Source organism: Neisseria sp. HMSC070H10 (genome assembly GCF_001837635.1).
Taxonomy (GTDB): domain Bacteria; phylum Pseudomonadota; class Gammaproteobacteria; order Burkholderiales; family Neisseriaceae; genus Neisseria; species Neisseria subflava_A.
In genome coordinates, this window is the sequence record NZ_KV833364.1 from 197,561 (window position 1) to 216,197 (window position 18,637).

The 18,637-nt window shown below is 49.8% G+C and carries 17 protein-coding genes; 6 read left to right on the forward strand and 11 right to left on the reverse strand.

Features of this window, described 5'->3' with window-relative positions; genetic code table 11:
- Positions 1–35: 35 nt before the first annotated feature.
- Positions 36–2,243, reverse strand: coding sequence for a TonB-dependent siderophore receptor (locus HMPREF2606_RS03915; protein ID WP_070843329.1), 2,208 nt, complete (start codon positions 2,241–2,243; stop codon positions 36–38).
- A gap of 558 nt (positions 2,244–2,801) precedes the next feature.
- On the opposite strand from HMPREF2606_RS03915, the gene serB reads away from it, so the two are divergent.
- The gene (gene serB / locus HMPREF2606_RS03920) at positions 2,802–3,632 is read left to right on the forward strand and encodes a phosphoserine phosphatase SerB (RefSeq protein ID WP_141752517.1); all 831 of its coding nucleotides are present in this window, start codon (positions 2,802–2,804) and stop codon (positions 3,630–3,632) included.
- A 71-nt stretch (positions 3,633–3,703) separates the two neighbouring features.
- Here the strand turns inward: serB and lpxH are convergent, their stop codons facing one another.
- From lpxH to rpsT, 6 genes are all read right to left on the reverse strand, one after another.
- The gene (lpxH, locus tag HMPREF2606_RS03925; protein ID WP_070843330.1) at positions 3,704–4,411 is read right to left on the reverse strand and encodes a UDP-2,3-diacylglucosamine diphosphatase; all 708 of its coding nucleotides are present in this window, start codon (positions 4,409–4,411) and stop codon (positions 3,704–3,706) included.
- A 155-nt stretch (positions 4,412–4,566) separates the two neighbouring features.
- Positions 4,567–5,640 carry a PIG-L deacetylase family protein gene (locus HMPREF2606_RS03930; RefSeq protein WP_283122342.1) on the reverse strand — a complete coding sequence of 358 codons (1,074 nt, stop codon included), beginning with the start codon at positions 5,638–5,640 and terminating at the stop codon, positions 4,567–4,569.
- A gap of 552 nt (positions 5,641–6,192) precedes the next feature.
- Entirely contained in the window at positions 6,193–8,001 is a 1,809-nt protein-coding gene (gene aspS, locus HMPREF2606_RS03935; RefSeq protein WP_070843332.1) for an aspartate--tRNA ligase, read from the reverse strand.
- A 63-nt stretch (positions 8,002–8,064) separates the two neighbouring features.
- Positions 8,065–8,766: a DUF502 domain-containing protein gene (locus HMPREF2606_RS03940; protein WP_070712172.1), complete on the reverse strand. Its 702-nt coding sequence runs from the start codon at positions 8,764–8,766 to the stop codon at positions 8,065–8,067.
- A 152-nt stretch (positions 8,767–8,918) separates the two neighbouring features.
- Positions 8,919–10,058, reverse strand: coding sequence for a phospholipase A (locus HMPREF2606_RS03945; RefSeq protein WP_070712152.1), 1,140 nt, complete (start codon positions 10,056–10,058; stop codon positions 8,919–8,921).
- Positions 10,059–10,227: 169 nt separating this feature from the next.
- Entirely contained in the window at positions 10,228–10,491 is a 264-nt protein-coding gene (gene rpsT / locus HMPREF2606_RS03950; RefSeq protein ID WP_002212556.1) for a 30S ribosomal protein S20, read from the reverse strand.
- Positions 10,492–10,799: 308 nt separating this feature from the next.
- On the opposite strand from rpsT, the gene HMPREF2606_RS03955 reads away from it, so the two are divergent.
- Positions 10,800–11,942, forward strand: coding sequence for an extracellular solute-binding protein (locus tag HMPREF2606_RS03955; protein WP_070712153.1), 1,143 nt, complete (start codon positions 10,800–10,802; stop codon positions 11,940–11,942).
- A gap of 76 nt (positions 11,943–12,018) precedes the next feature.
- On the opposite strand, the gene HMPREF2606_RS03960 is transcribed toward HMPREF2606_RS03955, so the two are convergent.
- The gene (locus HMPREF2606_RS03960; RefSeq protein ID WP_003680126.1) at positions 12,019–12,450 is read right to left on the reverse strand and encodes an EamA family transporter; all 432 of its coding nucleotides are present in this window, start codon (positions 12,448–12,450) and stop codon (positions 12,019–12,021) included.
- Between the two features lie 176 nt (positions 12,451–12,626).
- Here HMPREF2606_RS03960 and HMPREF2606_RS03965 point away from each other — a divergent pair, with 176 nt between their 5' ends.
- Complete coding sequence (locus tag HMPREF2606_RS03965; RefSeq protein WP_070712154.1) at positions 12,627–14,303, forward strand: formate--tetrahydrofolate ligase; 1,677 nt, start codon at positions 12,627–12,629, stop codon at positions 14,301–14,303.
- Positions 14,304–14,367: 64 nt separating this feature from the next.
- Here HMPREF2606_RS03965 and HMPREF2606_RS03970 read toward each other — a convergent pair whose 3' ends face one another.
- Together HMPREF2606_RS03970 and fba are read right to left on the reverse strand one after the other, a co-directional pair.
- On the reverse strand, positions 14,368–15,297 hold the full coding sequence (locus HMPREF2606_RS03970; RefSeq protein WP_070712155.1) for a glycosyltransferase family 2 protein: 930 nt from the start codon (positions 15,295–15,297) through the stop codon (positions 14,368–14,370).
- Positions 15,298–15,425: 128 nt separating this feature from the next.
- A complete protein-coding gene (fba, locus tag HMPREF2606_RS03975) occupies positions 15,426–16,490 on the reverse strand; it encodes a class II fructose-bisphosphate aldolase (RefSeq protein WP_070712156.1) in 1,065 nt (354 codons plus the stop codon).
- Between the two features lie 150 nt (positions 16,491–16,640).
- Here fba and HMPREF2606_RS03980 point away from each other — a divergent pair, with 150 nt between their 5' ends.
- Together HMPREF2606_RS03980 and HMPREF2606_RS03985 are read left to right on the forward strand one after the other, a co-directional pair.
- Complete coding sequence (locus HMPREF2606_RS03980) at positions 16,641–17,060, forward strand: acyl-CoA thioesterase (protein ID WP_070585078.1); 420 nt, start codon at positions 16,641–16,643, stop codon at positions 17,058–17,060.
- A gap of 61 nt (positions 17,061–17,121) precedes the next feature.
- Positions 17,122–17,370: a hypothetical protein gene (locus HMPREF2606_RS03985; protein WP_003680115.1), complete on the forward strand. Its 249-nt coding sequence runs from the start codon at positions 17,122–17,124 to the stop codon at positions 17,368–17,370.
- Here HMPREF2606_RS03985 and HMPREF2606_RS03990 read toward each other — a convergent pair.
- Positions 17,367–17,600 (reverse strand): hypothetical protein, encoded by a 234-nt coding sequence (locus tag HMPREF2606_RS03990; protein ID WP_070585076.1) that lies wholly within the window; start codon positions 17,598–17,600, stop codon positions 17,367–17,369. The genes HMPREF2606_RS03985 and HMPREF2606_RS03990 overlap by 4 nt on opposite strands.
- Between HMPREF2606_RS03990 and HMPREF2606_RS03995 the strand changes: the two genes are divergently transcribed.
- Positions 17,588–18,484: a tyrosine recombinase XerC gene (locus tag HMPREF2606_RS03995; protein WP_070585070.1), complete on the forward strand. Its 897-nt coding sequence runs from the start codon at positions 17,588–17,590 to the stop codon at positions 18,482–18,484. The genes HMPREF2606_RS03990 and HMPREF2606_RS03995 overlap by 13 nt on opposite strands.
- Positions 18,485–18,637: the final 153 nt, after the last annotated feature.

The following is an 18,637-nucleotide window of genomic DNA, read 5'->3' on the forward strand; positions in this document are numbered from 1 at the left end:
AATGAGCGGTCAACCCGTGCTTGCTATGCTGCTATTTACATTTTCCACTTCAGGCTGAACACGGCATTGCGCGGTTCGCCGTAGAAGTTGCCGCTGTTGGCGGCACGGCTGTATTGGTTTTCGTAGTAGCGTTTGTCGGTCAGGTTGTTGATTGCCAGTCCCAGTTGCAGGTTTTTGCTCGGACGGTATTGGACGTTGGTGTTCCAAATGGTGTAGCCGCCTTGCTTGATGGAGCCGGAAGAATTAGCGGTTTTGCTGCTGCTCTTCAAGCCAAGACCGACCGTCCATTTGCCGTCATCCACCGGCAGGACATAGCTGGTGTAGAGGCGGAACATATGCTTCGGCGTATGGCTGCTGAAGTTGTAGCCTTTTCGGCGCGATTCAACATTGCCGGTAACGCTGCTGCGGTTGGTGCTGCGGTTGAAGGTGTAGCCTGCGTAAACTTGCCAACGGTCGGTCAGGCTGCCGGAGATTTCGGCGTCCAACCCGCGGCTGCTTTGGTTGAGCGGTTCCCAGTAGGCGTGTGGTTTGGCATTGACGCGTTGGTTGTTGTTGTCTTTGTCGGTGCGGTAGAGGGCGACCGAGGTGTTCAGACGGCCTTCGTTCCATTCGCCTTTCCAGCCGAGTTCGTAGTTGCGTCCCATAATCGGCGGCAGTAGGTTGTCGTTGTAGTCGCGGTTCATTGTTTGTTTGAAGATGGACGTATAGGCGGCGTAAATACTTTGTTTAGGCGTGATGTCGTAAGTGATGCCGGCATAAGGAACGAAGCGGTTGCGTTTGAGCGAGTCTGATGAACCTGCTACCCCGTCTTTGAGGTCGCGATCCCAATAGTAGCCGCGTTTCCAGCTGGTGTAGCGTCCGCCTGCGATGATGTGCAGTTTGTCGGTAGGATTGATGCGCGCACCCAGACCGAAGGCATGGGTAGTATAACGGCCGTCGCCGCCACGGGCTTTGGCTGTGGCAGAATCCCAATCGGGTTTGGCTTTCTTGCTGCCGTTAAAGGCATCTGCGTCATAGTTGCTGCTGTCGTTGAGCCAGCGGTTGCTTGAATTCACGTTCTCTTTGGAATAACTGTGCATGAAGAAGAGGTCGTGATTTTGGCCGAAAGCGAAGATGCGGCCGGTCAGGTTGTTTTGGAAAGTGAACTGGCGGTTGCCTGCATCGTAACGGTCGAAGCTGTATGTGGTTCCCAGGCCGTCTGTACCGATACCGTTACCTGTGCCGCCCAGCGTGTAATATTCTTTTGAACTGGTGTTTTTACGCCAGTCCAACTTGCTGCTCAGTTTCCAGTTGTCGTTGAAATAATGTTCAAACTCGGCAAAAAGATTGTATTTTTTCAGGCGAGCTTCGTTCCAATCCGCACCTAGATAGCGGCTGCGTTTCCACTCTTTGCCGTCTGCACGCATAGGCAGGCCGTCAGGATCAGGTGTTTCAGTTTGGTTGAGATAGCTTGCGCCCCAGGTAAGTTTGCTGTTGTCGCCGATGTCTTTGTCCATCACGCCATACAGAAGGATGTCGCGTCCGCCGGATTGGTCTTTGAAGGTTTTGTTGCTGCCTACGGAACCGACAAAGCGTCCGCGCAGGCCGTGCTCTTGGCTTAAGGTACCGGATGCATCAAAGACGCTGTTTACTTTGCCCCATGAGTTTGCCATCAAATCAGCGGAAAGCTGGCGTTTTGCAGTTGGTTTTTTACGGACGGCGTTTACCGTGCCGCCGGGTTCGTTGTTTGCCTGTGTCAAACCTGCCGCACCGCGCACTACTTCAATGTGGTCGTACATTGCCATATCGGTTGCACTGGTCGGGTCGCCGGCCGGGCCGCCTAAGCCGAATCCTCCGGGAGAGCCGAGTTGCGTGGCAATGCCGTCTTCTTCAAATTGTTCGATAAAATAGCCGCGCGACATGAAATGCGTGCGTCCGCCGCTTTTGAAAACATTGATGCCGGTAGCGTTTTGCAACGCACCTTCTAAGTCGGTGATGCCTTGGTCTTCAATTTGTTTTTTAGTAATGACGCTGACGGATTGGGGGATTTCCCGCGGAGAGAGGACCAGCCCCGTGGTTGAGCGCAGGGCGGATACTGTGTAGCTGTTTTGACTTTCAGTGCGCAAGCTTTTGTTTTTGCCGACAACGGTAACTTGTTCCACTTCAGCCTGCCGTACCTCTTCGGCAGCTTGTGCGGCTTGGGGCAATGCGGCAAGGCAGAGGGCAAGTGTGCTCAGTTTGAATAGTTTTTCAGAATGATGCATTTGATGAGGTCCTTGATAAAGAAAGATCTGTTTGTTTTTAAATATTGGCGGCAATATCTGTTTAAATTGAGCAGTTATTTTTTATAATCCATTTTGTTTTAAAAATTAAATTTAAATCTCCGAATCATTTTATTTGATTCAATTTCGATTTTGCCAAACCATCGGGTCAAAAAAAGTTGCCGCCGGAAAGGGAGCCGTTGGCAACGAATGGAGGTGGTAATGCAATGAAAACTAGATACAAAGGGTGGTATCAAACTAGCCATAAAGAACTATATCGAAATTGTAAGAAAAATCAACAGAAGTTGCCTGTTACTGGCAAAAATTTTAGTCGGCTTGCCTAAAATCAAATTTTTGAGTAATTGCTTGGTTAGTTGATGCAGGGATTGGCATTGGTAGCTCTAGCTGAATTGTTTACAGGCCGTCTGAAAATTTTCGGAGTGGTTCGGCTATAATGCTGTTTTGGTTTTTTAAGGCTTTTGCAAAAATACGGTTTTGTAGTTTTTAGTTGAATGTGTACCTGATATGTTTGTAAAGGTTTTGAGGTATGAGGAGAATGAGATGAAGAAAGTTTTGGTGTTGCAGCATGGGGATTTGGGCGTTTGCGACTGGTCGGCCTTTGGCGGTTTAGTGTCTGCGCCATCAGGAAAGTCGGTGTTGCGTGTGCCGGTTGATGATGATTTTGAATTGACGGACGAGATGCGTGCGGCGTTGATTGCGCAGCAGATAGATGGCGCGGTGTTGCCGGATGTGGCTTTTGCTGATTTGGGACTGATTGTCAGCGATATGGATTCGACGCTGATTACGATTGAGTGCGTGGATGAGATTGCGGCCGGTGTCGGGCTGAAGGATGAGGTGGCTGCAATTACGGAGCAGTCGATGCGCGGCGAGCTGGACTTTGAGCAGTCTTTGCGTAAGCGTGTGGCTTTGCTGGCCGGTTTGGACGAGTGCGTGTTGGAAGAAGTGTACGAGAATGTGTTGCAGCTGTCGCCGGGCGCGGAATTTTTGTTGGAAGAGTGTAAACGGAATGATGTGAAGTTTATGCTGGTGTCGGGCGGATTTACGTTCTTTACGGAACGTCTTCAACAACGTTTGGGCTTGGATTTCCATTTTGCGAATGTGTTGGAAGTGGAAAACGGCAAGCTGACAGGCCGTCTGAAAGGGCGAATTATCGATGCGCAGGCTAAGATGGATTTGTTGCGTGAATACCGTGAACGTCTGGGTTTGGCTCCGTGGCAGGTGGTGGCGATGGGTGATGGTGCGAATGATATTCCGATGATACGGGAAGCCGGATTCGGCATTGCTTATCGGGCGAAACCGAAAACTGAAGCGAATGCGGATGCGTGTGTGCGCTTTGGTGGTTTGGAGCGGATACGCGGTTGGTTTGCGTAAACGGTTTGAGGATGTTTGTCAGTCAGGCCGTCTGAACAATCGGGAAACCGGTTTTCAGACGGCCTGATGTTTTATAAGGCGATAAAACGGTAGCCTTCAGCATCGACTTCGAGAATGGAGGCGTAATTGTCGCGCCAGTCGCCGAGTACGATGCGGGTGTAATCGGCATTGCGGTGGATGTTTTCGCGGTGGGTATGGCCGTGAATGAGCAGGGGCGTGTGGAAGCGTTGGACGGTCTCGTGGGTAAAGGTTGGATTGACGTCCATAATGTCGGCGGTTTTGTGTTGTTTGTCCTGTTTGCTCTGCTTGCGGATTTTGGTGGCGATGTTCAGTCGGAGTGTGAGTGGCAGGAGCAGGAACAGGCGTTGCAGCCATTTTTGATGGACAGTACGGCGGAATTTTTGATAAGAATGGTCGTCGGTGCAGAGGGTGTCGCCGTGACAGAGCAGGGTGGGTGTGCCGAACAGGTCGACAACGGCGTACTCGGGCAGTAAGGTCATGCCGGTATCGCGGGCGAAGGTTTTGCCGATGAGGAAGTCGCGGTTGCCGTGGATAAAATAGCAGGCAATGCCGCGCTTGGTTAGGTCGTGGATGGTTTGTTTGATGGTTTGAACCAAAGGGCTGTTTTCGTCATCGCCGATCCAAAAATCGAAAAGGTCGCCGAGGATATACACGGCTTGGGCGTGGACGGCTTTTTCTTGGATAAATTTTTGGAAGAGTGCGGTCAGTTGAGGATGGGATTCGCTCAGGTGCAAATCGGCGATGAAGTAAATCGGCATGATGATGTGGGGTGTATGGGAAGGGTTTTATTATAACTTGGGTTGTCGCGTTTGGATTTTGGCTTGGTGTTTTTCGTTGTAATGCGGTGATTTTATTGTTTTGATTTGGTGTGATAAAGGCCGTCTGAAATATTTTTTCAGACGGCCTTTGTGGTTTATTGGGTTTTGCCCTGATAGGTGATTTGTTTTAGCGTCTCTTCTTGGTATAAGTCGCTGATGGGGACGATATAGAAGAATTCGTTGCTGCGGACAAAGCGGTTGACCAAGTCTTTGTCGAGATGGAGGATGTGGTGCCGCAGTTTGTTTAAGCCTTTGAATATCATGGTGCTCCAACGCATATAGCCGTCTGAATTGGGACGGATGTCGTTCATGGCATCAAGGGCGAGGAGTTTGCGGTTTTGCTCCTCTTTATCCAAAGGATGGGAATAGATGCTTTGGAAGTAAAACGGTTGCTCGGAGGGCGGCGGAAGGCTGAGGGAAGACCCTACTTTGCCGATAGGGAAGTCGTCGCTCAGATAATGTATGGTGTGCAAAAACAGATTGCCGCGGCGGTAATCGATTTTACGCAGGGCTTCGATGGCGGCCAGCGCAGTATGTTGGTGGTCGGGATGCACATCAATATTGGGGGACGGCGTCACGATAATATCCGGCTGGAACGTTTCTATCAGATAGCCAAGGTTGTCTATCAAGCTGTTCCAAGTTGAGCCGGGCTTGAGGTGTTTCGCCAATGGGGAGGTATTGGCACTGCGGAAAATATCGACATCGGTCGTATCGATTTTGGTCGATTTAATCTCTTTTTCCGGATTTTGGCGCATGGCGGTCAATGTGCTGTCGAAGTAGCCCAGCTGCAGGATGTTTTCAGACGGTACGCCGGCCAAAAGGGGAACGGCTAGGCTGTTCCAAACGCGCATCCGGCCTTTTTGCAGATATTGTGCCTGGGTGTCGAAGTCGCATGTGCTGTAAAGATTGCCATAGTGGAAGCTGCCGCCTTCGCTGGCGGTTAAAGTGCAGATCATTGAATTGGCGGCGTGTTTTTCGTACAAACCGTATGCGCCGAGTTCAGCATCGTCAGCATGAGGCGCGAGGACAAGGATTTTTTTGCCGTCGAGGTTTTCACGCGGATAAACAGAGAGTTCGATTTCTTGATCTGGCAAGGACAGGTATTTGCCTTCCAGGCGGATGGTTTTGTCGCTGTCGGAGAAGGTGTCGCTCAGATTGATATAGCGCACGCCTTTTGCGCCGTATTCGAAATATTGCTTCCATTTGCCTTTAGATGAAATGGTTTCAACAAAAGGCAATATCAGTAATCCTGCCCAAGTGGATTTGATACGGATTTTGGCAATAACGGTATCTTGTCCGCTGATAGTAGCAGGCAAAGTCAGGCTGCCACCCTTGAGGGTGGCATGCGCGGTAGAGGGAAGGGAGGGATAGTTATAATCTTGGTGTGTGTCGTAGGCGAACTGTTTTTTATGAATAATAGAAGTAATAATAAACAAAGTAACAAAAAAAAATCAGTATCAGCCCAATTAGTATCAGAAACATTGTCAGGTTCCTTTATTGTTATAACAGCTATGATATTGCTTGCGAAGTCTATTTGTTTGTTTTTCTTACAAACGGTTGTTTTTTGTACTCTAACGTCATTAAAGAAAACGTTTAAAATAAAACAGTTTGCGGGTTGATTATATATAAACGACCAAAATGTAGAAAGGCCGTCTGAAAGATTTGAAAGAAATTTCAAAAATTTCAGACGGCCTTGATATTTTAAAGGTTAAGCCGGTAAATTATGCTTCTTTTGTTTCAACTGCTTTCTGACGCAGACGCAGGCTCAACTCTCGAAGTTGTTTGTCGTCGACCACATTAGGTGCATTGGTCAGCAGACATTGTGCACGTTGTGTTTTCGGGAAGGCAATCACGTCGCGGATAGATTCGGCACCGGTCATCAGGGTAACCAGACGGTCGAGGCCGAATGCAAGGCCGCCGTGAGGAGGCGCGCCGAATTTCAGGTTGTCCAAGAGGAAGCCGAATTTCTCTTGTTGCTCTTCAGGGCTGATTTTCAGCGCGGCAAACACTTTCTCTTGTACGTCTGCACGGTGGATACGGATAGAGCCACCGCCGATTTCCCAGCCGTTTAATACCATATCGTAGGCACGGGCCAAGCAGTTTGCAGGGTCGGAAACCATCAGGTCTTCATGACCTTCTTTTGGCGCGGTAAACGGATGGTGTACGGCAACGTAGCGGTCGGCTTCTTCGTCGTATTCAAACATTGGGAAATCGACAACCCACAAAGGTTTCCATTCGTCTACGAAGTAGCCGTTGTCTTTGCCGTGTTCCAAGCCGACTTTAATGCGCAATGCGCCGATGGCTTCGTTCACGACTTTGGCTTTGTCTGCGCCGAAGAAGATGATGTCGCCGTTTTGCGCACCGGTACGCTCGATGATTTCTTTCAGGGCGTTTTCAGACAGGAATTTCACAATTGGAGATTGCAGGCCGCTGTCTTCACCGTTGGAAAGGTTGCTCACATCGTTTACTTTGATGTATGCCAGACCTTTCGCGCCGTAGATGCCGACAAATTTGGTGTATTCGTCGATTTCTTTGCGGCTGAATTTCGCGCCGTTCGGTACGCGCAGGGCAACCACGCGGCCGCCTTTCATGTCGGCTGCGCCACGGAAAACTTTAAATTCTTCCGTTTTCATCAGGTCGGTCAGCTCGGTAAATTTCAAGTTAATGCGCATGTCCGGTTTGTCAGAGCCGTAGTAGAACATGGCTTCAGAGTAAGGCATGCGTGGGAAATCGCCCAAATCCACGCCCAATGCGTCTTTGAAGACTTGTTTGGCCATGCCTTCGGTGATGTCCATGATTTCATCCTCGTTCAAGAACGAGGTTTCCAAGTCGATTTGAGTGAATTCAGGTTGGCGGTCGGCACGCAAATCTTCGTCACGGAAACATTTGGTAATTTGGTAGTAACGGTCGAAACCGGCCACCATCAGCAGTTGTTTGAACAATTGCGGCGATTGCGGCAGAGCGAAGAATTCACCCGGATGAACGCGGCTCGGCACGAGGTAGTCGCGCGCGCCTTCCGGAGTGGAGCGGGTCAGCATCGGGGTTTCGATGTCGATGAAGCCTTGCGCATCCAAGTAGCGGCGAACGCCCATGGCCACTTGGTAACGCAGGCGCAGGTTGCGTTGCATGGTAGGACGGCGCAAGTCGATAACGCGGTTGGTCAGGCGAACGTTTTCGCTGATGTTTTCATCGTCGATTTGGAATGGCGGCGTAGCGGCGGCGTTCAAGACTTCAATTTTTTTGGCGAGGATTTCGATTTTGCCGGAAATCATTTTGTCGTTGGTCGTACCTTCAGGACGGTTGCGTACGCGGCCGGTAATGCTCAAAACATATTCGTTGCGGGAAGAGTCGGCAGCGGCAAATGCTTCCGGAGTGTCAGGGTCAATCACGACTTGAACGATGCCTTCGCGGTCGCGCAGGTCGATAAAAATCACACCGCCGTGGTCGCGTCGGCGGTGTACCCAGCCTTTGACGGTAACGGTTTGGTCTAAGTATTGCTCGCTGATAAGGCCGCAATAGTTGGTACGCATAAAATCACCTTTTTATATTGTTCAATTTGAAAAGAAGGAAAGGCCGTCTGAAAAAAGAAGACCTTAATTGTTATGTTCGGTATTACCGTCTTTAGACGGCTTTTGGGTGGGTAGGGCTTTAACCGGTAAGTCGTCCGGCATTACCATGCCCAGCGAAATTACATATTTCAATGCCTGATCCACACTCATGTCCAGCTCGCGAACGTCGCTTTTTTTTACCATGATGTAATAGCCGCCGGTTGGGTTGGGCGTGGTTGGGACGTAAACAGAAATATAGTCGTCATCTTGCGGCAGGCTGCCTTTGAGTTTGGCGGGAATATGGCCGGAAACAAAGGCTATCGTCCAAATGCCCGGTTGTGGAAAGGGAACCAGTACGGGGGTTTTGAACGAGCGGCTGCTGTCGGAGAGCAGGGATTCGGAAACTTTTTTAACGCTGGAGTAGATGGATTTGACGACGGGAATGCGTCCTAAAAGGCTGTCCCATGCGCCGAGAATCCGCCTGCCCAATACGTTGGCGGCGAATACGCCGGTAACGAACAAGACGACTGTGGCGGCGACGATGCCCAAGCCGGGAATGTTGAACCCCCAGAAATGCTGGGGCTGCCAGCTTTCCGGCAATAGGCTGATCAGTCTGTCGGCGGCGGATATGATGTAGGTCATCGCCCAAATGGTTACGGCAATCGGCAACCAAACCAGCACGCCTGTAATCAGGTATTTCTTTAAAGCCTTGGCGATTTTTCCGCTTTCGGCTGCGGCTTCTGTCATCTTTGTTTCATTCCGGCAAGTTTTGCCCAAACTTTGCATTATACGCGTTTGGACGCTAGGAAACGAGTATTTTAAACGAATGGCTTGTTTTGTTTTATTGTTTCAGACGGCCGCCTTGATTGCAAAGGCCGTCTGAAACAATATGGGGTCATTTAGATGCCGTCCCAGTCGTTGAACATCAGGCCGAAGCCGATGCCGTTTTGTTTGTGGTTGTAGTCAATCAGGCTTTCGCCGTAGCCGTGGAAGCCGCGGACAACGCCTTTGAGTTTGCCTTTGATGGGAAAAGTATAGGCCGCTTCAACGGCGCCGCGTCCGCTTTTTGGATTGTAGCGCAGGACGGAATAAACATTTTGTTTGTCATTGAGGCGGTATTGGACTTTCAAGTCGCCGTAACCCATGTATTTGTTGATGTCCGGATTGTCGTCATCGTCTCCTTTTTGGTCGAAGGCGCGCATCCAAACCCTAGGGATGACGGTCAGCTTGCCCCATTCCATGCCGGCCATGGCGTAAACCCGGTTCCATGAGCGTGATTCAGGGCGGCTTTGACCGTTGGACTGGTGAACAAAACCTGCGCCAACCATACGCAGTTTGCCGCCGAAAGGCAGGTCTGCTTTAACGGGTTGGGTAATGAAGATTTCGGGTTCGTAGTCGGTGTTGCGGAACGGGGCGGATTTGCGGCCTTGGTTGAAGATTTGCCAGTCGGATTTTTGGGTATAGCCAAACCATACGTCGGCACGGGTTTTGAATAAATCTTCGGCAATCTTGCTTTTGAAAGAAACCTGCATTTTGGTTTCGAGGCGTTTTTGCTCGCTGAATTTTTCCTGTGTGGTTACACCGCGGCTGGGGGATTCCGGGTAGTAGTTGGGGCTGCTGTTGTACCAAACGGGCATGAGGTACATAGGATTATGCTCGCGTACGCTCAACAGGCCGCGTGTGTCGTTTTTATCCAAATCGTACATCAGGCTTAGAGGCGTGTAGCTGTCGGCAGTTTCGCTTAATACGTCGTCTGAAATATTCGGATGGGTAGGATTGTCGAATACAATGGCTGCTTCTTTTTTCTCAATGCTCTTGCGCACGCTTTTTTCGAGGTCAACCGGTGTTTTGGCCGTTTCGGTTTGCGCTTGCGGCAGTGGGGATTGAGGGGGGAGTTGCGCCGAGTAGATGTTGTCGTAACACGCCAAACGGGTGGCGTTGTCTTGAATGGTGGTGCAGTGTAGGGCGGAATCGGCGGCGGCCAGCGGGGCGGCGGCAATGAATCCGATACTTAGGGAATGTTTCAACATCTTGTTCATGAGAGTTTCCGTTATTTTTCAGACGGCCTGATGAGAGGGTAAATAGGTTTATTTAGTCGGTTTAGGCTGTGAATACGGCAATGCCCCTGAAAGGCAGGACCTCAGGGGCATCGTATCAGCTCGATTCATCCTGTTTTGATTGTCAGGATTTCCGGCATCTGCGTCAGTATTAAGCCAACGCTTTTACTTTAGCAGACAGACGGCTTTTGTGACGGGCTGCTTTGTTTTTGTGGAATACGCCTTTGTCAGCGATGCGGTCGATGACTTTAACGGATTCTTGGTAAACTGCTTGAGCAGCAGCTTTGTCGCCGGCTTCAACTGCTTTCAACACTTTTTTCACAGCGGTACGGAATGCAGTACGCAGGCTGGCGTTGTGGGCGCGTTGTTTAACCGACTGGCGGGCACGTTTGCGGGCTTGTGCGCTGTTTGCCATATTGAATATCTCCTGAAAAATAAATTCTGTAAACGCGCAATTTTAAAGACAGATTTCCTTGTATGCAAGCTTTTTCTCTATAAACGCGCGCAAATCAGCCGTATTTTGCCCAAAAACGACAGCCGGTGCAACGCTTTTGGTAAAAAGATGGTGTTGCTTTGCCTTATTTCAATAAAAATCAGATGGATATTGCTTTGCGTTTGCTTACGTTTCCATTACAATAGCCTAACTCTGCGCCGGGGTGTTTATGGGGTGCAGGGTTTCTTATTTATTGACATTAACCACTCTTTCATCAGGAATCTGCCCGTATGAAAAAATCTGTATTAGCCGTATTGGCCGCATTGTCTTTGGCCGCGTGCGGCGGTGGCGAGAAAAAAGCCGAGCAACCTCAAGCAGGCAGCGCGCCTGCTGCCAATGCCGAAGCAGCCGCCACCGATACTTTGAATATCTACAACTGGTCAAACTACGTTGACGAAAGTACAGTCGAAGACTTCAAAAAAGCCAACAATTTGAAGCTGACTTACGATTTGTATGAAAACAACGAAACGCTGGAAGCCAAAATGCTGACCGGCAAATCCGGCTATGACTTGGTTGTGCCCGGTATTGCCTTCCTGCCGCGCCAAATTGAGGCGGGTGCATACCAAAAAATCAATAAGGACTTGATTCCGAACTATAAAAACATCGACCCTGAATTGCTGAAGATGTTGGAAACTGCCGACCCGGGCAATCAATACGCCGTTCCATACTTCTCAGGTGTGAATACGATTGCGATTACGGCGAAGGGCAAGGAGCTTTTGGGCGGAAAATTGCCTGAAAACGGCTGGGATTTGCTGTTCAAACCTGAATACACCAACAAGCTGAAATCTTGCGGCATCGCTTTGTGGGATACACCGAGCGAAATGTTCCCAATCTTGTTGAACTACTTGGGTAAAGATCCTAAAGGCTCGAATCCTGAAGATTTGAAAGCGGCGGCGGAAGTGTTGAAGTCTATCCGTCCTGATGTAAAACGTTTCAGCCCTTCCATCATTGACGAATTGGCACGCGGCGATATCTGCTTGGCGGCAGGTAACGGCGGCGACTTGAACTTGGCCAAAGCGCGTTCTGAAGAAGTGAAAAACAACGTCGGCATCGAAGTGTTGACGCCGAAAGGCATGGGCTTCTGGATTGAATCTTGGCTGATTCCGGCCGATGCGAAAAACATCACCAATGCCCACAAATACATCAACTACACGCTTGACCCCGAAGTGGCTGCGAAAAACGGTATCGCCGTAACCTTCGCACCGGCCAGCAAACCTGCACGCGAAAAAATGCCTGCCGAGCTGGTGAACACTCGCTCTATTTTCCCGAACGAGCAAGACATGAAAGACGGTTTCGTCATGCCTCAAATGAGCGCAGATGCGAAAAAATTGTCTGTCAATTTGTGGCAAAAAATCAAAGTCGGTTCAAATTAATTGTGAGCTGATTGTTTGAAGTAAAGCAAAGGCCGTCTGAAATTTTTCAGACGGCCTTTTTTTGATGTCCCAATCTTTATCGTTTCAAAGCCAAAGTCAATACGCCTGCGGTTACCAAGCCTAAGCCTATCCATTCCTGCGTACTTGGGCGTTCGTCTAAGAATACGACGGCCATCAGGGCGACCAAGACCAGGCTGAATTTATCGACGGGGGCGACTTGCGAGGCGTTGCCCAGTTGCAGGGCTTTGAAGTAGGCGAGCCAAGATGCGCCGGTAGCGAGGCCGGATAGGATGAGGAATGTCCAGTTGCGGCCGGTAAAGCCGTTTACGCCCTGCCATTTGCCGGTGTAGGTTAAAAACAATACCAAAGCGGCGAGGATGACCAAGGTGCGGATAAAGGTGGCAAAATCGGAATCTATTCCTTGTAAACCCATTTTGGCGAAGATGGCGGTCAATGAGGCAAAGCCTGCCGATGCCAATGCCCAAAACAGCCATGCGTTGCTGCTCATGTTTTTTCCTTTTATTTTGAATTGTTGACAATATGAATCCGCTTGTTGATGAAATATCGAAATTTTCACTGCGGTTTATTCTTGGAAAACGTTATAATAGAACGAATATTCTTTTTCTTCCAGCCGTCTCTTGAGATTGTTTCAGACGGCCTTCCCTCACTCAATAAAGGAAAATCATGAGCTTCAAAACCGATGCTGAAATTGCCCAGTCTTCCACCATGCGCCCGATTGGTGAAATTGTCGCCAAGCTGGGTTTGAACGTTGACAACATCGAGCCCTATGGCCATTACAAAGCCAAAATCAATCCTGCTGAAGCATTCAAGCTGCCGCAAAAACAAGGCCGTCTGATTTTGGTTACTGCCATTAATCCGACTCCTGCGGGTGAGGGTAAAACCACCGTAACCATCGGTTTGGCGGATGCATTGCGCCATATCGGCAAAGATTCTGTTATCGCCCTGCGCGAGCCTTCTTTGGGACCGGTGTTCGGCGTCAAAGGCGGTGCGGCAGGTGGCGGCTATGCCCAAGTTTTGCCGATGGAAGACATCAACCTGCACTTCACCGGCGACTTCCACGCCATCGGCGCGGCGAATAACTTGCTCGCCGCCATGCTCGACAACCACATCTATCAAGGCAACGAGTTGAACATCGATCCGAAACGCGTGCTGTGGCGTCGTGTGGTCGATATGAACGACCGTCAGTTGCGCAACATCATCGACGGCATGGGCAAACCTGTTGACGGCGTGATGCGTCCCGACGGTTTTGACATTACCGTTGCGTCCGAAGTGATGGCGGTATTCTGTCTTGCTAAAGACATCAGCGATTTGAAAGAGCGTTTGGGCAACATCCTCGTCGCCTACGCCAAAGACGGCAGCCCCGTTTACGCCAAAGATTTGAAAGCGAATGGCGCGATGGCGGCATTGCTCAAAGATGCGATTAAGCCTAACTTGGTACAAACCATCGAAGGCACTCCGGCCTTTGTACACGGCGGCCCGTTTGCCAACATCGCCCACGGCTGCAACTCCGTTACCGCCACCCGCCTGGCGAAACACCTTGCCGATTACGCTGTAACCGAAGCAGGCTTCGGCGCGGATTTGGGTGCGGAAAAATTCTGCGACATCAAATGCCGTCTGGCGGATTTGAAACCTGATGCGGCTGTTGTCGTGGCCACCGTCCGCGCGTTGAAATACAACGGCGGCGTGGAGCGTGCCAACCTCGGCGAAGAAAACCTCAACGCTTTGGCAAAAGGTCTGCCTAATCTCTTGAAACACATTTCCAACCTGAAAAACGTATTCGGCCTGCCTGTGGTGGTTGCCATCAACCGCTTCGTGTCCGACTCTGATGCAGAATTGGCCATGATTGAAAAAGCCTGTGCGGAACACGGCGTCGAAGTTTCCTTGACCGAAGTGTGGGGTAAAGGCGGCGCGGGTGGTGCAGACTTGGCGCACAAAGTCGTCAACGCCATCGAAAATCAACCGAATAACTTCGGCTTTGCCTACGATGTTGAGTTGAGCATTAAAGACAAAATCCGTGCGATTGCCCAAAAAGTGTACGGCGCGGAAGATGTTGATTTCAGCGCGGAAGCGTCTGCCGAAATCGCTTCACTGGAAAAACTGGGCTTGGACAAAATGCCGATCTGCATGGCGAAAACCCAATACTCTTTGAGTGACAACGCCAAACTGTTGGGCTGCCCCGAAGGCTTCCGCATTACCGTGCGCGGTATCACTGTTTCCGCAGGCGCAGGCTTTATTGTTGCATTGTGCGGCAATATGATGAAGATGCCGGGTCTGCCGAAAGTTCCGGCTGCCGAGAAAATTGATGTGGACGCAGAAGGCGTAATTCACGGCTTGTTCTGATTTAGATTGAAATTGAAATAGATTAAGGCCGTCTGAAACGAGGTTTCAGACGGCCTTTTATAATTTAAGTGAATTTCAACCGGCTTTTTAAGAAATTGAAGAAATTGTCTATCATGTCGAACATCGTATTGCGGTCTTCGCCAAACAAAGAAATGCTGCGGTCTTTGCTGATTCTGTCATAAGCGGCAAAAATGGTTTTCAGCTCTTCTGTGGTTAAACGCAGTTGCTTTTCATGCAAGATTCGGCTTAAGAGGGTTACTTCTACTGGGTTCAAATCAGGGAAAAGGTGACTGAACCACAGTTCCATGGTGTATTGGACGGATCTGTTGATTTTGTCTCTTTTTTTGCTTTCTTGAGCTGTGTGCATCCTGTAAGACAACAAAGATTCGGGCAGGTTGGCAAAGGTTTTGCCATGTAGGGCGCATTGTACCCACATATGGAAATCGGGAGCGGTTTCTGTCGCGGTGTAGTTTATCCCAAGGTTTTTAATGCTATCGTGCCGCCACATGGTGGTGGGGTTGAACATGTTTTGGGCGGCAAAGGAGAGAAAGGCTTTAATGTCTTTGTCGAGCAGGGGGAGGTCGCTTAAAACGGGTTCTCTTCCGGTTTGGTCATCAAAAAAGATGGTGGCTTGGCTGCCGACAATATCGATTTCGGGATGGCTGTCTAAGAATTGAATTTGTTTTTCAAAACGATCCAAGGCGCAAATATCGTCCGCGTCCATTCGTGCCACATATTCGACTTCTACGTCTTTGAGCATATCCATGGCAAATTGGCAGGCAAACGGCTCACCCCTGTTTTCCGGAAGGTGGAAAACCTGCAAACGTGAATCTTTAGCTGCGTAAGCTTCGAGGATTTCTCCGGTTTTGTCTGTTGAAGCGTCATTGATAGCGATGACGAAAAAGTCGCGGAATGTTTGATTCAATACCGAATCCAAGCATTCGGGCAAATAAGCTTCGGCGCAATAGGCCGGCAAAATAACGGCGAGTTTCATGTTTGCTTTCGATGTGTTTTGATGTGTGGTCGGTGGAAGATTTTACTATAAATTTCCCAAAAGCTAAGGCCGTCTGAAACCTTATTTTCAAGTTTCCAGACGGCCTTAGTGTGAATCCGAGATACGGATTATTTAACGATTTGGTTCAATTCGCCTTTGGCGTATTTGGTTGCCATTTTTTCCAAAGAAATCGGTTTGATTTTGTCGGCTTGGCCTTCGCAACCGAATGCGAGGTAGCGGTCAAGACAGATTTGTTTCATGGCTTCGACGGTTTTGCTCAAGTATTTGCGCGGGTCGAATTCGGATGGGTTTTCTGCCATGAAGCGGCGGATGGCACCGGTAGAGGCAAGGCGCAAGTCGGTATCGATGTTGACTTTGCGCACGCCGTGTTTGATGCCTTCGACGATTTCTTCAACCGGTACGCCGTAGGTTTCACCGATTTTGCCGCCGTATTCGTTGATGACTTTCAGCCATTCTTGCGGAACGGAGCTGGAGCCGTGCATCACGATGTGGGTGTTGGGCAGGGCTTGGTGGATTTCTTTGATGCGGTCGATACGCAATACGTCGCCTGTGGGCGGACGGGTGAATTTATATGCACCGTGGCTGGTGCCGACGGCAATAGCCAGTGCGTCAACACCGGTGTCTTTCACGAAACGTACGGCATCTTCAACGCTGGTCAGCATTTGGTCGTGGGAAAGTTTGCCCACTGCGCCGACGCCGTCTTCTTCGCCGGCTTCGCCGGTTTCGAGGTTGCCCAATACGCCGATTTCGCCTTCAACGGACACGCCGCAAGCGTGGGAGAAGTTGACCACGGTACGGGTGGCGTTGACGTTGTATTCGTAAGAAGAAGGGGTTTTGCCGTCTTCCATCAGCGAGCCGTCCATCATTACAGAGGAGAAGCCCAGTTGGATGGAGCGTTGGCACACATCAGGAGATGCGCCGTGGTCTTGATGCATCACGACAGGGATGTGCGGGAATTCTTCGACTGCGGCCAAAATCAGATGGCGCAGGAATGGGGCACCTGCGTATTTGCGTGCGCCTGCGGATGCTTGAACGATAACGGGGGCGTTGACTTGGTCGGCCGCCTCCATAATGGCGCGCATCTGTTCGAGGTTGTTAACGTTGAATGCGGGCAGACCGTAGCTGTTTTCGGCAGCATGGTCCAACAGTTGGCGCATGGATACGAGTGCCATGAGAAGCTCCTGAAGTAGTGAAGGGTAAATTTATCCGATAAATTATAATGTTTTTTGAAATGAAAGACTACAAGCTGTTACATTGTTTTTATATATTAACGAACAGGGTCTCGGTTTATAATGGCGTGGTATTGAAAACGGGTGTGCAAAATGGATAGGATTTCGGTGGCCGAGTGTGATAAGCCTTTGTTTCAGACGGCCTTGACGGTACAGGTGGGCGATGTGAACTATGGCGGCCATCTGGCGAACGATGCGGTGTTGCGTTTGTGCCATGAAGTACGGATGCGTTGGCTGGCGAAGCTGGGTTGGAGTGAAATGGATGCCGGTGGGGCTGGCCTGATTATGGCGGATGCGGCGGTACAGTATTTGGCGCAAGGTCATCATGGCGATGAGCTGTCGGTAGAAATGGGGGCGGCGGGCGTGGCCGGTGTGGGCTTTTCTTTGCTGTACCGTATCCTCAGGATTTCAGACGGCCTTGTGCTGGCGAAAGTGCAGACAGGCATGGTGTGTTTCGACTATGGCAAACAACGCGTCTGCCGTTTGCCTTCGGCATTGAAAACGGTATTGTAGTTCCTAATACCGGGAAAATTATTTCTGCTTACCCTGTAATAAAATAGATTAGAGATACATTATGAATCCAAAAATATGTCCGCGCTGCAACCAAGGAATATTGTATATTTTTAAATCAAAATACATTTTGAAAGAAATTATTCTATGTGACGAATGTGATGCCATGTGGTTAAAAGGAATGAAAATTACATATGGAGATTATGATAAAGATTTTTATAATTATGAAATATTTATGAATCAAAATGGCGTATCTTCTCCTTGGGAAGAGGAGAATATTTTTTTAACACCTTACTATGAAAATGAACTTTAACGCAGATAATTTTTGGCGCCGCCCTGCTGCCCGTCGAAGCCGGTTTCGGCTTTAAATCCGCCGGCAAAGAGCAAAACCAACACTACCGCCAAAGCCGGCAAAGCAGCCTGAAAGCCGGCGGCAGCACCAACACCAATGCCCTGTTCAACGCACAGGTAGGGGCGTGCTGGGGCAGAATGCGGTGGAGAATAATGCCCTAGATTGGAGGCCGTCTGAAATGGCGGAATCAAACCATTTTGCGCTTCATCTTGAACGCTATCTGAAAACCTTGCTGCAACAAGGTAAGTCGCAGCATACCGTTTCCGCTTATCGGCGCGATTTGAGTGAATTGATGCGCCTGTTGCCCGATAATCTGAAAAACGGCCTGCCGATGCGCCGTGATTTTGTGGCGGTATTGAAAAAGCTGTCGCAAAAGGGTTTAAGCGAAAGCAGTTTGGCGCGGAAATTGTCGGCGTGGCGGCAGTATTGCAGTTGGCTGGTGCAGATAGAAGTCATGGAAAGCGACCCGACGTTTAATATGAAAGCGCCACGCCTGCCCGAACGCCTGCCCAAAGCGCTACCGCAGGAACCTTTAAACCATATCCTTGACCATGCGCCGGTTGATGACGAGTTGGATGTGCGCGATAAGGCCATGTTTGAATTGATGTATGGCAGCGGTTTGCGCCTGAGCGAGATACAAGGTTTGAATCTGGACGGTATCGTTTTGGACGAAGGTTGGGTCAGTGTGAAGGGTAAAGGGGGCAAGCAGCGGCAAGTGCCTTTGGTGGGCAAGAGCATTGCGGCATTGCGTGATTATCTGGCGGTGCGTATTGCCAAAGAGGGCGAGCAGGCCTTGTTCACTAATAAAAATGGCGGCAGGCTGGGGCAACGTCAAATCCAAAAACGCCTGCAGGCGTGGGCAGTGCGCGTGGGCAGCACCAGCCATATCTCGCCGCACATGATGCGCCACAGCTATGCAACCCATCTTTTGCAGGCATCGGGCGATATCCGTGCTGTGCAGGAATTGTTGGGGCACAGCAACCTTTCCGCTACGCAAGTTTATACAAAGCTGGACTTTGACCATTTGGCGCGCGTTTATGATGAGGCGCACCCAAGGGCGAAACGGAAAAAATGATTTTGTTTGAATCAGGCCGTCTGAAAGAATGTTTTCAGACGGCCTGATGTTTTATGGATAAAAAATACAGATGGTTTGAAACCATTTGAATTTTTATCGGTCTGATGAGGTTTCAATATTGGCCTGATGTGCGGATGGCATAAAGATTGTAAG